General features: G+C 71.2%; 15 protein-coding genes. 7 read left to right on the forward strand and 8 right to left on the reverse strand.

All coding sequences use genetic code 11. The features are described 5' to 3' along the window. The first annotated feature begins 62 nt into the window (after positions 1 to 62). Positions 63 to 1349, forward strand: a complete 1287-nt coding sequence (locus ACZ58N_RS05600) for an extracellular solute-binding protein (protein WP_471155955.1) — start codon at positions 63 to 65, stop codon at positions 1347 to 1349. Between the two features lie 266 nt (positions 1350 to 1615). On the opposite strand, the gene ACZ58N_RS05605 is transcribed toward ACZ58N_RS05600, so the two are convergent. Beyond that, positions 1616 to 2242: a hypothetical protein gene (locus ACZ58N_RS05605; protein ID WP_471155958.1), complete on the reverse strand. Its 627-nt coding sequence runs from the start codon at positions 2240 to 2242 to the stop codon at positions 1616 to 1618. A 181-nt stretch (positions 2243 to 2423) separates the two neighbouring features. Here ACZ58N_RS05605 and ACZ58N_RS05610 point away from each other — a divergent pair, with 181 nt between their 5' ends. Further along, entirely contained in the window at positions 2424 to 3569 is a 1146-nt protein-coding gene (locus ACZ58N_RS05610) for a serine hydrolase domain-containing protein (protein WP_471155961.1), read from the forward strand. A 125-nt stretch (positions 3570 to 3694) separates the two neighbouring features. Here ACZ58N_RS05610 and ACZ58N_RS05615 read toward each other — a convergent pair whose 3' ends face one another. From ACZ58N_RS05615 to ACZ58N_RS05630, 4 genes are all read right to left on the reverse strand, one after another. After that, the gene (locus ACZ58N_RS05615; RefSeq protein WP_471155963.1) at positions 3695 to 5140 is read right to left on the reverse strand and encodes a Mucin-2; all 1446 of its coding nucleotides are present in this window, start codon (positions 5138 to 5140) and stop codon (positions 3695 to 3697) included. An 85-nt stretch (positions 5141 to 5225) separates the two neighbouring features. Continuing rightward, positions 5226 to 5549, reverse strand: a complete 324-nt coding sequence (locus ACZ58N_RS05620; protein WP_471155964.1) for a nuclear transport factor 2 family protein — start codon at positions 5547 to 5549, stop codon at positions 5226 to 5228. 250 nt (positions 5550 to 5799) lie between these two features. Further along, a complete protein-coding gene (locus tag ACZ58N_RS05625) occupies positions 5800 to 6612 on the reverse strand; it encodes a polysaccharide deacetylase family protein (protein ID WP_471155967.1) in 813 nt (270 codons plus the stop codon). 317 nt (positions 6613 to 6929) lie between these two features. Continuing rightward, on the reverse strand, positions 6930 to 8486 hold the full coding sequence (locus tag ACZ58N_RS05630) for an MDR family MFS transporter (protein ID WP_471155970.1): 1557 nt from the start codon (positions 8484 to 8486) through the stop codon (positions 6930 to 6932). Positions 8487 to 8633: 147 nt separating this feature from the next. Here ACZ58N_RS05630 and ACZ58N_RS05635 point away from each other — a divergent pair, with 147 nt between their 5' ends. Next, positions 8634 to 9224, forward strand: a complete 591-nt coding sequence (locus tag ACZ58N_RS05635) for a TetR/AcrR family transcriptional regulator (protein ID WP_471155973.1) — start codon at positions 8634 to 8636, stop codon at positions 9222 to 9224. 437 nt (positions 9225 to 9661) lie between these two features. Further along, complete coding sequence (locus ACZ58N_RS05640; protein ID WP_471155975.1) at positions 9662 to 10120, forward strand: DUF4352 domain-containing protein; 459 nt, start codon at positions 9662 to 9664, stop codon at positions 10118 to 10120. A gap of 215 nt (positions 10121 to 10335) precedes the next feature. On the opposite strand, the gene ACZ58N_RS05645 is transcribed toward ACZ58N_RS05640, so the two are convergent. After that, a complete protein-coding gene (locus ACZ58N_RS05645) occupies positions 10336 to 10830 on the reverse strand; it encodes an ATP-binding protein (protein WP_471155976.1) in 495 nt (164 codons plus the stop codon). A 248-nt stretch (positions 10831 to 11078) separates the two neighbouring features. On the opposite strand from ACZ58N_RS05645, the gene ACZ58N_RS05650 reads away from it, so the two are divergent. Further along, positions 11079 to 11930 (forward strand): helix-turn-helix domain-containing protein, encoded by an 852-nt coding sequence (locus ACZ58N_RS05650; protein WP_471155979.1) that lies wholly within the window; start codon positions 11079 to 11081, stop codon positions 11928 to 11930. A 10-nt stretch (positions 11931 to 11940) separates the two neighbouring features. Continuing rightward, the gene (locus tag ACZ58N_RS05655) at positions 11941 to 12138 is read left to right on the forward strand and encodes a hypothetical protein (RefSeq protein ID WP_471155981.1); all 198 of its coding nucleotides are present in this window, start codon (positions 11941 to 11943) and stop codon (positions 12136 to 12138) included. A 61-nt stretch (positions 12139 to 12199) separates the two neighbouring features. Here the strand turns inward: ACZ58N_RS05655 and ACZ58N_RS05660 are convergent, their stop codons facing one another. Next, entirely contained in the window at positions 12200 to 12631 is a 432-nt protein-coding gene (locus ACZ58N_RS05660) for a nuclear transport factor 2 family protein (RefSeq protein WP_471155982.1), read from the reverse strand. Between the two features lie 102 nt (positions 12632 to 12733). Here ACZ58N_RS05660 and ACZ58N_RS05665 point away from each other — a divergent pair, with 102 nt between their 5' ends. Beyond that, entirely contained in the window at positions 12734 to 13300 is a 567-nt protein-coding gene (locus ACZ58N_RS05665; RefSeq protein ID WP_471155985.1) for a TetR/AcrR family transcriptional regulator, read from the forward strand. Between the two features lie 16 nt (positions 13301 to 13316). Here ACZ58N_RS05665 and ACZ58N_RS05670 read toward each other — a convergent pair whose 3' ends face one another. Continuing rightward, a complete protein-coding gene (locus tag ACZ58N_RS05670) occupies positions 13317 to 13952 on the reverse strand; it encodes an OmpA family protein (protein WP_471155987.1) in 636 nt (211 codons plus the stop codon). Positions 13953 to 13954: the final 2 nt, after the last annotated feature.

Genomic DNA, 13954 nt, shown 5'->3' on the forward strand with positions numbered 1-13954 from the left:
CCCCGGCCCCGAGCAACTCATAAGTAATAACGGGACTCAAAAGAAAATCAGGGGAACCCACCGTGCGAAGAAAAACGTTCCGCCCGGCCGCTTCGGCCACCGTGCTCGGCCTCCTGCTACCGCTGACCGGCTGCGGAGGTTCCGACAGCGGTTCGGGGGACGCCGACACGCTGCGCCTGGTCGCCGCCGAATACGGCACCACCCCGGCGACCAGCTCCAAGGCGTTCTGGGAGAAGGCCACCCGCGATTTCACGGCCGCCAACCCGGGCATCAAGGTCGAGGTCCAGCTCCTCCCGTGGGCGGACATCGACCGCGAGGTCACCCGGATGGTGGGGGCCGGCAAGGCTCCCGACATGGCCCTCATGGGTTCGTACTCGGACTTCGCCGCGCAGGGCAAGCTGTACTCCGCCGACGAACTCCTCCCCATCTCGGCGGAGGCGAACTTCCTCCAGCCGCTCGCCGAGGCCGGTTCGGTCGGCAACACCCTCTACGGCCTGCCGTTCGTGGCGAGCAGCCGCCTCCTGTTCTACAACGAGTCCCTTTTCACCAAGGCCGGCATCCAGTCCGCCCCCAGGACGTGGACGGAACTGAAGACCGACGCCAAGGCGCTCAAGGACAAGGGCGTGAAGTACCCGTACGCGATGCCGTTGGGCCCGGAGGAGGCGCACGCGGAGGCGATGATCTGGGAGCTGAGCAACGGCGGCGGGTTCGCCGACAGCAGCGGCAACTACAGCCTGGCCTCCGAGCAGAACGTCGAGACGTTCCGCTGGATCAAGGACAACCTGGTCACCCCGGGGCTGGTCGGCCCGACGCCGCCCGCGCAGCTCAACCGCGCCGACGCCTTCGCCGCGTTCCTGCGGGGCGAGGTCGGCATGGTCAACGGCTACCCGTCGCTGCTGCACGAGGCGAACGCGAAGGGCATCGGCGTCAAGGCCGTGCCCATGCCGGTGTCGGACGACCTGGGATCCGGGGAGAGCACGCCCACGGTGGGCGTGGCGGACTGGATGATGGCGTTCAAGCAGAACGGCAAGCGCGACGAGATCGGCAAGTTCCTGGACTTCATCTACCAGGACAAGACGCTGTCGGAGTTCGCCGGCCGCTACCACCTGCTGCCCTCGACGGTCACGGCCGCGCGCACCCCGGCCGGCGGCGGGCTCGGCTCCACCGACGAGGCCTTCCTGACGGCCCTGCGCGGCGCGCAGCTCTACCCGGTCAACGATCCGTCGTGGGTGACCGTCAGCGACTCCATCAAACGCAACATCGGTCGGGCCGTGGATCCCTCCGGCGACCCGAAGGCCGTGCTCGAAGAGATCGCCGCGAAGGCGAACGAGGCCGGCAAGAAGCGCTGAACGACTCGAAGGAACCGCAGGACCCGCACGACCCGCACGACTCGCACGACCCGAAGGACCCGCACGACCCGAAGGGCCCGAAAGACCCACCGGGGACGGGACCTTCGCCTCCCTGCCCCACCGCATCCCGTGCGGCAGAATGGCTTGCGGCTCTTGATCCAAGGCCGTGGCCCAGTCGCCCGCCGAGCACCCACAAGGTGCGCGGGGCGACCGGCCTCCTCCCTCGGCTCCCCTCCCCCACGGCGAACCCCCCGTCCGGGGCCGCCTCAGCTCCGCCCGTTCTCCGTGGAGAACGCCGTCCGGTACTGGCCGCAGTCGGAGTCCCAGGGCAGCGTGCCCGTGAGCGTTCCGTAGCCCGACCGGGTGAGCGACCATTCCACCGTGTACTCCCCGGTGTCGCAGGCGATCCGCTTGCCCCCCTCGACCCGCCGGCTCCCCGTCGCCGGCTGATCGGTCAGTTCCTGGCGCACCTCGCCGGCCTTGGCGCCCTTCGCGGTGCGCAGTACCGCGTGCACGACGATCGGGTGCTTGCCGTCCTTGGTGGTCAGCGCCTTCTTCAGCAGCTTCGAGTCGGACACCGACCAGGCGAACTCGTACGCGGGCAGCCAGGCCAGCGTCTTCGGGTCGGGGACCTGCCGTTCGTACTCGCGGGCGCCCTCGGGGCCGGGGCCGGTGACCGTCTTGTACTGGACGCCCGGGTGGAACCGGAGTCGGCCCTCCACCTTGTGCATGTCGTCCTTGGTCCACATCGACTTCATGGCCTTCTCGCCGCCGGCCGGGTCCTGGAGGTACGGGCTGCTCGGGGCTGCCGTGGCGGCGCCCTGTCCGACGGCGGGGGCGAGGGCCGCGACGGCGGCGGCGAGGGCGAGGGCTGCGGTACGGGTGCGGTTCATGCCCCGCCCAACGGGGTCCCGCGGCGGGCCGGAACGACGCCCCGGGCGCGTTCACCCGTACGGAGCGGCCGGGGCGCCCGCAGGTGACGAACTCCGGACCGGGCGGGAACACGGCCCTCGCGGGCCTGGTTGGCTGCCGGTGAAGGCGCGGAACCACGCGCCACGAGTACGGGGGAACGTCATGGGCGTCATGGTTGCGACGACGGTGAGCGGCACGGTGGCCGCGGGCTGGGAGCCGGTCCGGGAGGCCTTCGAGGCGTTCGTGGCAGCGGAACCGCACTCCCCCGAAGCCCAGTTGGCGGTACGTCACCACGGCCGGACCGTGGTCGACCTGTGGAGCGGCGAGGACACCGACGGGGACACCCTGAGCGGGGTCTACTCCCTCACCAAGGGCGCCGCCCACCTGGTGATGGCACTGCTGGTGCAGGACGGCGTACTGGACCCGGAGCGCCCGGTGTCCTCGTACTGGCCGGAGTTCACCGGGGACGGCAAGGAGGGGCTGACCCTGCGGCAGCTGGTCGCCCACGGCTCCGGACTGATCGGTGGCGACGGGGGCTTCTCCTACGAGGAGATCGCGGACGACGCCGCCATCGCCGCCCGGTTGGTCGGGCAGAAGCCGTACTGGGAGCCGGGGACGGCGTACGGCTACCACGCGTTCGTCATCGGCGCGCTGATCGGTGAGGTGGTGCGCCGGGTCACGGGGCGGTCCCTCCAGGAGGTCTACGAGGAGCGCGTGCGGGCCCCGTACGGGCTGGACCTGTACATGGGCCTGCCGCAGGAGTCCCGGGGCCGGTGGAAGCCGGTCCTGGAGATGCTGCCGACGCCCGCGCAGGCGGCGGCGCTCGTCGCGGGCGGCCCGCTGCCCGAGGCGATGCGGATCGCGTTCAACGCGAACGGACCGACGCCGATGGACCTGGTGGCGTACGCCAACCATCCGCGGGTGCTGGCCCTGGGCCCGGCCTCGGCCGGCGGCGTCGGCACGGCGCGCGGCGTGGCGGGCCTGTACGCGGCGGCCATCAGCGGGACGGAGGACCGGCCCGCGCTGCTGGATCCCGCGACGGCCGCCGAGGTCGCCCGCCCGCACACGCCGGGCGTGGACCGGGTCACCGCGGAGGTCGACCACTTCGGGTTCGGCTTCGAGCGGCAGCACGCGGTGGGCCCGGAGGCGTTCGGGCACTGCGGCGCGGCGGGCGGTCTGGGCTTCGCCGACCCGGTCACGGGCATCGCGTACGGGTACACCCGCCGCCGCTTCGGCTTCCCGGGCGGCATGGCCCCGGAGAACGGCCCGCTGACGGCGGCGGTGCTGGAGGTCGCGCGGGGGGCGTAGCCCGGGGCGCTTCCCCGGCCCGCCGTGGGCGAAGCGCGCCCGCGCCCCGGCCCGCGCCCGTTCGGGCCGTGGTGGTCGGCGGGGCTCCCGCCCCGGGCGCCCCGGGGCGGAATCACCGGGACCGGTCAGGTGGGGACTCCGGCCCGGCTCAGGACGGCGGCCATCCCGTCCACGGGGAGCGCGGGGTTGGCGCCCGCGGCGGAGGCCAGTTCGTGGACGTGGAGGACCTCGCGGAGGCGGTGGAGCGGCAGCCTCGGGTCACCGGCCGCGGCCCGCCGCGTCCCGAGTTCCGGGTCGTGGCTGAGCCGTTCGACCAGCGCGGGCGTGGCGGCGGGGTCGCGGAGCGCGAGCCTGCGGTGGTCCCCGTCCGGATGGTCCGCGTAGCGGGCGGCGAGACCCTCGCGGGGGAAGCGGGGGTGCGTCTCCGCCATCCACGCGGAGAACGTCCCGCCGAGCCGCCCGTACACCCGCATCATGACGTCCTGCGGGGTGTCGGGGTGGTGGACGCACAGGTTGGCCTCCACCACGGGGTCCGCGGTGCGTGCGAGGAGGCGCAGCAGGTCGGGCGGCAGGTGCGGGCTCCGGGCGGCGGCGCGTCGGAGCATCAGGTGGGCGGAGGTCGCGGCCCGACGCAGCACGTCGGGGTCGGCGATCCCGTCCTCCACCCATCGCACGCCCCGGCGGTCCAGGGCGCCGACGGCGAAGTCGATCGCCGTGCGCTGCTCCTCCGTCAGTTCGGGCCGGGTGGACACCGCGAGCCGGACGTCCTCGTCGGGGTCGACGGCGAGCCGGTCCACGAGGTCGGGGGGCAGCGACGGGTTCTCGGCGAGGGCGACGAGGTGCGTCCGCCCGGCGACGTACCGTTCGGCGTCGGCGCGGGTGAGGAGCCCGTGGCGCAGTGCCTCGGCGGCGGACCTCGGGTCCCGGAGCAGTTCGGTGGTGACGCGGGCGTCCCCCCGGCACTGCCGCAGTGCCGCGGCCCGTCGCACCCCGGGGTCGGGGTCGGCCGACAGCGCCGACCTCTCGCGCGGTGCCAGGCGCTTCCACGTACGCACCGCGAGCAGGCGTGCCGCCGGGTCGTGGTGGGTGGCCAGTGCGGCCCTGAACGGGTCCGACAGGTGGGGGGAGTCCAGCAGGGCCGACCGTACGGAGGGCTCGGGGTCGTCGAGCAAGCGGGCGCACACGGCGTCCGGGAGCGGTGCGACGGTCGTACGCGGGTCGTGCCACTCGGGCCCGTACGCGAGGGCGGCCCGGACCTTGGCGGACGGATCCTCCACGAGCCGGGCCCGCCGCGCGGGCTCGACCCCGGCGGCGAGCGCGAAGTCGATCCGGACGCGCGGGTCGGGGTGGGCCAGGACCAATGCCACGGCCGCCTCGGGAAGCCCGGCGCGCTGGACGGCCTGGCGGGGCGGACGGTCGACGGGGGCGGGGGCGGGGGCCTCGCCGCCGGTGGCGCTGACGCTGGCGGTGGCGCTGCCGGTGCCCGCGCGCAGCAGGCTGAGCAGGAGCGGTGTCGGCAGCGCCGGATTGCCCGCGACCCCGTCCAGCGCGGTTGAGTGGAACGCGACCATGCTTCCCCTGCCCCCGTGGTGCCGTATCCGTCCACGCACATGATCCCCGGTGGGCGGGGCGGATCCGTGGGGCGGTCGGACCGGGTCAGGCCTGTCCGGTCTCGAATCGGCTGACGCGGCCGTCGGCGGTGACGTCGAAGCGCCAGGCGGTGCGCATCTCGCCCCACGTGTCGTTGCGGTAGTCGACGACGAGGGAGCGGCCGGCGTCGGATTCGGACGCCACGGACATGTGGCCGCCGCAGGAGAAGATCTCCTTGTCGGTCCACTGGCTGACGTCGCGGTCCGAGCCGTCGTCGGACATGGTCGCGTCGGAGGTGAGGACCGCCTGGAAGGCGCTCCGGTCACCGGCGTTGACGGCGGTGACGAAGGCGCGGACGGTGGGGTCGGTGAGCTGGGCCGGGTCGATCACGGAGGGCTCCTGTTCGTGCGTACGGGCCCTCGGGCGGGCCCGCTGTGCGCGACCAGGGAACACCGGGGGCGACGCGGGAGCGCCGACCCTCACCCGTTCGCCGCCGGACGGCGTGTCAGGGGCGCGGCGGACGGGCGGGTGGCCGTCGGAACAGGTGGGGTCGTGCGGTCGTGAGGTCGGGTGCGGTCGTGAGGGCGACCGGTCGTCGGTTCGACCGGCCGTCAGGGCGACCGGTCGTCGGGACGGGTCGTCAGGACGGGTCGGGGGCGGTGCGGACCGGGAAGCCGGTGGGGCGGCCCTGTTCCTTCAACCAGGTCAGCACCTGGTCGAGGGCGTCGACGGTCTGCCGGCGGTCGCCGCCCCCGTCGTGGAAGAGCACCGTCGGACCGTTCCCGATCTCACGCTTCACGGCGGCGACGATGGCGTCCGCGCCCGGCTTGCCGAAGTCCTTGGTGTCGACGTTCCAGCCGAGCGGACGCATCCCGTTGGCCGCGGCGATGCGACGGCTGTCGGGGGTGAAGGCCCCGCCCGGGGCCCGGTAGTACTCGACCTTCGCGCCCGCTCCGGCCGCTTCCTCGATCAGCCTCTTCGCGTCGAGGATCTGTGACTCCTGGTAGGCGACGGGCTTCTTGTCCATCTTCGTGTCGTGGTCCATGGAGTGGTCGCAGAGCCGATGGCCGCCCGCGACGACCTTCTTGACGAGGTCCGGGTGGGCCTTGGCCTGGGGGCCGACCATGCAGAAGGTCGCCCGCACGCCGTGCGCGGCGAGGACGTCGAGGACCTTGGGGGTCCAGCGGGGGTCGGGGCCGTCGTCGATGGTGATGTTGACGGCGTCGCCGCCGCTCTCCGAGGCGTGCGCGATGCTCTCGGGCACGGATCCGGGGGATCCGGGGGATCCGGGGGCCGCCGGCGCGCCGGGGGCGCCGGGGGCCGCGACGGGGTCGGTGCGGTGGCCGTCCGTTCCGACGAGTGCGGTGACTCCCCACACGGTCGCCCCGACGGCTGCGGCCGAGGCCGCGACGGCTATCCGACCCCGGAGACCGAGCTTCTGCGTATGCGTCATGTGTCCACTCCCCGTCCGCCCTTGAAAGGGTTATGTGGGTCATGACGCCTTCGGACTTGATTGGGTTCCACCCAATTGCCCTATAAATTGCAGGTAATAAGGACTTTAGTCCTTCATAGCCACAGATGACACGAGAGTCCCGACGGCCCCCTTCGGCACCGCACCCACATACGAACGGCGGGTCCGGCACGGGAGTTCGTCCCCGTGCCGGACCCGCCGTACCGGTGTCCGTGGTGTGTGGCGCGTCGTGTGTGGCGCGTCGTGTGTGATTCCTGGCGTGTGGTGAGTGCGCGGTGCGTCCCGGGCGGGTCGGCGCGTCAGTGCGCCGGGGAATCCTGAGGGGCCGGACCCGCGCCCCGCAGCGGGACCTCCTTGACGAACCAGGCCGCCACGAAGCCCAGTACGGCGACGCCCGCGCCGAGCAGGAAGGCCGAGTGCGTACCGGCGGCCACCGCGTGCTGATAGGCGTCGCGCACGGCCTCCGGGAGCTTGGCGAGGCTCGCCGCGTCCAGCTGGGCCGAACCCGCCGCGGCGGCGGCCTGCGCACCCTGGCGCTCGACCATGGTGTCGGTGACCTGGGTGGTGAACAGGGAGCCCATCAGGGCGACGCCGAAGGAGCCGCCGAGCGTACGGAAGAGGGTGGCCGAGGACGAGGCCACACCCATGTCCTTCATCTCGACGCTGTTCTGCGCGACCAGCATGGTGATCTGCATCAGGAAACCGAGGCCGGCGCCCAGGACGGCCATGTAGACGCCGGAGACCAGGCGCGAGGTGCCGGCGTCCATCGTCGCGAGCAGGAACAGGCCGACGACCATGAAGGCGCCGCCGACGATCGGGAAGATCTTGTACTTGCCGCTGCTGGTGGTGACCCGGCCCGCGATGAGCGAGACGAGCATCATCGAGAGCAGCATGGGCAGGAGCAGCAGGCCCGAGTTGGTGGCGGAGGCGCCCTGGACCGCCTGCTGGAAGAGCGGGAGGTAGAGCACGCCGCCGAACATCGCGAAGCCGACGAGGAAGCCGATCACGGACATGAGGGCGAAGTTGCGGCTGCGGAAGATGTGCAGCGGCATGATCGGCTCGGCGGCCCTGGTCTCGACGAAGAGGAAGGCGGCGGTCGACGCGATGCCGACGGCGATCAGGCCGAGGACCTCGACGGAACCCCAGGCGTACTCGGTACCGCCCCAGGTGGTGACGAGGACGGTCGAGGTGATGGCGATGGTCAGCAGCCCCGCACCCAAGTAGTCGATCTTGCTCTTGGAGCGCTTCTTGGGCAGGTGCAGCACGGCGGAGACCATGGCGAGGGCCACGGCGCCGAGCGGCAGGTTGATGTAGAAGGACCAGCGCCAGCCCATGTGGTCGGTGATGGTGCCGCCGACCAGCGGACCGCCGATCATGGCGAGGGCCATGACGCCGGCCATCATGCCCTGGTACTTGCCGCGCTCGCGGGGCGGTATCAGGTCACCGATGATCGCCATGACGCCGACCATCAGACCGCCGGCGCCCAGACCCTGGATGGCGCGGAAGCCGATGAGCTGACCCATGTCCTGGGCCATGCCGCTGAGCACGGAGCCGATCAGGAAGATGACGATCGAGGCGAGGAAGGAGCCCTTCCGCCCGTACATGTCGCCGATCTTGCCCCAGATGGGGGTGGAGGCGGCGGTGGCGAGGGTGTAGGCGGTGACCACCCAGGAGAGGTGTTCCAGGCCGCCGAGTTCGCCGACGATGGTCGGCATCGCGGTGCCGATGATCATGTTGTCGAGCATCGCGAGCAGCATCGCGATCATGAGGGCCATGAGGACGACGCGCACGCTGCGCGGCTTCGGTCCCGTTTGCACCTCCTCCACGGGTACGGCCGTCTTGACTGTCTCGCTCATGTCCACTCCCCTGGCACCGACACTTCGTTCCACACGCGCCGGGAACTTACTTGCCGCCCGGCTAGTTCACTACACTGTGGACGGTAGACGTGTCACTAGCCGGTCGTCAAGTAAGTACATGTGTTGTACGTAAGTGTGGGGAGAGCCATGTCCAACAGCTCCAGCAGCGGTCCGCAGCAGCGGCGCGGCAACACGCGCCAGCGCATCCAGGACGTCGCGCTGGAGCTGTTCGCCGAGCAGGGGTACGAGAAGACGTCGCTGCGTGAGATCGCGGAGCGGCTGGAGGTCACGAAGGCGGCGCTGTACTACCACTTCAAGACCAAGGAAGACATCATCATCAGCGTCTTCGACGACTCGACCAGGCCGATCGACGAGCTGATCGAGTGGGCGCAGGAGCAGCCGCCGACGCTGGAGACGAAGCGCGAGGTGCTGCGCCGCTACAGCGAGGCGATGGCGTCGGGCGCGCAGCTGTACCGCTTCATGCAGGAGAACCAGGCGACGATGCGGGAGCTGAGCATCGGCGAAACCGTGAAGCGGCGCCTGTTCACCCTGGTGGAACTGCTGCGCACGGAGGAAGGGCCGCTGACGGACCAGGTCCGCTGCGTGAGCGCCCTGTTCACGCTGCACGCCGGAATGATGTTCCTCCAGCACGTGGAGGGCGACCCGGAGGAGACCCGGCAGGCGGCGCTCCAGGTCGCGACGGACCTGATCACGCAGGCGCACCACGAGGGCGAGTAGCTCCCACCGCGCGTCCCGCCCCCACCCTCCGCCCGCTCCGTGCGTTCGCCGCCGACCGTTCGCACGATCGCGTCACGGGCGGACGCGCGGAACCGGTGGACACGAGAGAGCGACGAGGGCGCACGAGACGGCACCGCACGCACGACGGCAGGAACGAACCGGGCGTGCGTGTCCGATGCGCGCAGGCGGCGCTGCCAAAGCTCCGAATGTCACGGTTCGGCTACTGCCGCACCTTGCGACCCACCCACCCCTAAGGTGACCGAATTCACACCACCTCTGTGGGGGTCTTCATGTCACAACAGTTCCCACCGCCCGGCCAGCAGCCACCGCCCGGCCAGCAGCCACCGCCCGGCTACGGCTACCCGCCGCCGGCCCCGAAAAAATCGTCCGCCGGGAAGATCGTCGGGTTCGGCTGTCTGGGGATCGTCGGATTGGTCGTGGTCATCGGCATCGCGGGCGCGGCCCTGAGCGGCGGGGAGGACGACGGTAGGCCGGCGACGCCGCCGGCCGCCTCGTCGGCTGCTTCGGGGCAGCCGGAGGCCCCGGCCTCCGCGGCGCCGGAGAAGAAGGCGGCGGTGGAGGTGACCGCGAAGAAAACGCCGTTCAAGGCGTCGGTCCTGGCGCAGGGCGACGACTACACGAGCGTCTCGGTCACCGTCACGAACAACTCGTCGAAGTCGATCGACGTCAATCCGCTGTACTTCACGATCACCGACACCGGTGGCGGCAAGCACACGTCGGAGCTCGGTGTCGATGAGGGGCAGATCGGCACGGTCGAGTTGGCACCGGGCGAGAACGTGACGGGCACAGTCACCTCGAAGGGGCAGTTCACCTCGAAGTCCGTGGCTTACACGGATGGGCTGATCGGCAAGGCGATCCGCGCGGACGTGTCCTGACCTGGCCTACTGCTCCCGCCTCCCGCCTCCGGTCGGAGGCGGGGGCAGTCGCGTTCAGGCTGCGCTCACACCGTCCGAGGTTCGCAACGCCCCGCACGGGCCACCCTCCGGGGCACCACCCGCCGGGGCCGGTCCATCCCGGCGCCACTGCCGGCGGCCGACCGGCGGACGCCGCCTGAGCGCCCGTCGCGCTGGGCCCGTTCATCCGAGCCCGGCTACTCGTCCAGGTACCCGGAGGCACCGGCCCGGGGCAGTCCGGCCCAGGTTCGCGTCCCGCCGCCGGGCTCCCGCGACTCCCCGAACCCCCAGGACCCGCCGCAGTCCCGGACGACGGCCGCCATCACCCGCAGCGAGGCCCGCCGACGCGCCTCGCAGTGGGCGGCGAGACGGGGGTGCGGGTGCGGCGCGTGGCCGTCGTAGACGCTGAGCCGCAGGATGTCCTCACGGAACCGCACGGCGAGGTAGAGGTTCCTCCCCGGATCCAACTGCCAGGCAGTGGCGATCAGTTCACCGACGACCTGCTCGGCGCAGGGAACGAGGGGTTCGAGCCGGTAGGCGTACAGGACGGCCCGTACGGCAGCCCGCGCGATCCGAGCGCTGGACGGCGCCCCGGGGACCGTGAGACTGCACGAGAGCGTGTCGAGCGGGGGCGGCTCGCAACCGGCGGACACGACCGGAGGCGGAGGGCAGGACAGGAACGGGCTGGACATCACAGGCTCCCTCAAGTCGGCTTCATCGAATGCGGGTTGGGGATGCGCGGACGGCTGACGCGAAGCAGGGTGTGGCTCGTCACCGCACCGACCCTGACCACCGGGGCATGGCACGGCGATGCACTTCAACTCCCTTGCGTGAGCGTTGCGTCACTAAAGGTAGCGGTGATGGTGGCCATTTAGCCACCTGTATTGAGGAGTTAGCCCACACGTGGCTTCGCCAGGCCGGCACACGGCAGACTGCATCCATGCCGCCACGCACCGCACCGACCGAACGGCAGAAGCGACTTGGCGCCGAGCTGCGCAGAATGCGGCTGGCCGCCGATGTGACGGCCGAGTCCGCCGCCGGCCTACTCGGCGTCGACCGGTCGAAGGTCTCCGCCATCGAGCAGGGCATCCGCGCCATCAGCGAGGAGCGGCTGCGCACCCTGGCCTGCCACTGCGATTGCGTCGACGAGGAGTACGTCGACGCCCTCGCCGCCATGACGCAACCACGCAAGCGCGGTTGGTGGGAGCGCTACCGCGGCTCCCTGTCGGCCCCGGTGCTCGACATCGCCGAATTGGAGGCCCACGCGACCCGCATGCGGTGCGCCCATTCGGTACACATCCCGGGGCTCCTACAGACCAGCGACCACGCCCTGGCCCTGTTCAGGCTCGTCCTCCCCACCCTGCCGGAGCACGAGATCGCCCTCCGACTCGCCCACCGACTGGAGCGCCAGCAGGTACTGGAGGGCGCAGCCGCTCCGGAATACGTGACGGTCATCCATGAAGCCGCCCTCCGCATGCAGTTCGGTGGACGCAAGGTCGCCAAGGCCCAACTGGAGCACCTGGGCAGCGCCTCCGAACGAGACAATGTCGTCCTGCGCGTGCTGACCTTCGATGCGGGCGGATTCCCGGGAGCGGGCCAAACCGTCAACTACCTGGAAAGTGTCGTGCCACGACTCGACACGGTCCAGGTGGACAGCACGCACGGACCCGACTTCCTGCACACGGAAGCCCAACTGGCCAAATACCGGGCCCAGCTGGACTGGATGGAAAAGCTGAGCCTCTCCCCCGAGGCATCGCGAGACTTCATCCACACCGTGGCCCGCCAGCTCTGAAAGGAACCCGATGGCCGACATCACCTGGGAAGAGGCGTTCTGCGGCGAGGGGGCGAGCTGCTACCGGATCGGCATGGACGGGGACGGCCGGAGCTACATCGCCGTCGCGGGGGCGGAATCCGCGCCCCTCACCGACTCGGCGGAGTCGCTGCGCCAACTGATCCGGGACATCAAGGCCGGCAAGGCCGACCACCTCCTCACCGACTGACGCCCGCGCGGCCGGCGGTCCACGCCGCCGCACGAGGGCGCGGCACGCACAGGAAGGATGGTCAGGCGGGCCGACCGAGGCGGCGTTCCGCGGCGGCGATCGGAACGTCGTTGATGCTCGCCTCCCGGCGGCGCATCAGGCCCGCCTCGTCGAACTCCCACTGCTCGTTGCCGTGGCTGCGCCACCACTGACCGGCGACGTCGTGCCACTCGTACTCGAATCGGACGGAGATCCGGTTGCCGGTGTAGGACCACAGCTCCTTGCGGAGCCGGTACTCCAGCTCGCGTTCCCACTTGTCGGCGAGGAAGGCACGGATCTCGTCCCGGCCGGTGAGGAAGCGGTCGCGGTTCCGCCAGACCGAGTCCTCGGTGTAGGCGAGCGCGACCCGTTCCGGATCGCGGCTGTTCCAGGCGTCCTCCGCCGCCTGGACCTTGGCCAGTGCCGACTTCTCGGTGAACGGCGGCAGGGGTGGACGCGTGGCGGCAAGGTCCATGGCAAGGCCTCTCGGGGTCGGGGAACGGATGCGTAGAACGATCGTTCTCACCGTAGAGAACGATCGTTTTCCTCGCAAGCGGATCTGCATTACGCTGCCCGCATGGACTCCCGCCCGAACGACGACGAGGCACGCGACCGGCTGCTGGACGCCGCGGAGGCCCTCTTCTACTCGGAGGGCATCCAGGCCGTCGGCATGGACCGCATCCGCGCCGAGTCCGGCGTCGCGCTCAAGCGGCTGTACCGCATCTTCCCCGCCAAGGAAGCCCTGGTCACGGCCTACCTGGAACGGCGGGACCGACGCTGGATCGCCGGACTGCGCGCAGCGATCGACGCAGCCCCCGATCCGGTCGCGGCGGTCTTCGACTGGCTCGCGGCCTGGTTCTCGGAGCCGGACTTCCGCGGCTGCGCGTTCCTGAACGCCTACGGGGAGCTGGGCTCGGGCCCCGCCGGTGTGCTGGACGTCGTCCACCGCCACAAGGCGGAGCTACGCAGCCTCCTGGCCGGCCTGACCGGCCCGGGCGACCCGCCCGGCCTCGCGGATCAGCTGCTGATCCTGGTCGAGGGCGCGACGGTGGTGGCGGCCCTCGATCCCGGCCCGGCCCCGGCCCGGCAGGCCGCGGCGGCGGCCCGCACCCTCCTGGGCCGGACCGCCGCCACGCACGCCTGACCGAACCCGGCTCGCGCTAGCTCGCGCCGCGCGGGAAGGTGATCTCGACGCGGCGGTTCTTCTTCCGGCCTTCCTCGGTGCTGTTGTCCGCGATGGGGTAATCCTCGCTGTAACCCCGCACATCGAAGGTGACCGAAGGGTTCGTGACGGTCTTGACGAGCTCCGTCTGCACCGCGTCGGCCCGCTGCTTGGACAGCTCCTTGCCGTGCTCGTAGCTGCCCTGGTCGTCGGTGAAGCCGAAGACGCGGACGCGGGTGGCCTTCTGCTGGTTGATCTCGTTGGCGATGGCCTGTATCCGGGCCGCCGCCTGCGCGTTGAAGACCGCACTGTTCTCGGGGAACAGCACCTCGGACTGCAACGCCATCATGACCGTCTGGTTCGTCTCCTGCCGCCGCTGCTCACCTCCGAGGTCCTCGACGACCTCGGCGATGTCGAGCACCTTGATGGGCGCGAGCGTTCCGCCCTGCGGGATCTTGAGCCCGGGAGCGTTGGAGTCGATGGCAACGGGCGCAGCGGCCGACGGTTCGGTTCCGGGCGGCACGGAGGGCTTTGGATCGTCGGCCTGAGCGCTCGTGGCGCCGACGAAGTGAACTCCGGCGATCACAAGACCGACGACGGCTGTCGAGGCGGCTGTGCGGTGGCGTTTTGTCATGG

The organism is Streptomyces sp. NPDC040432 (assembly GCF_055595445.1).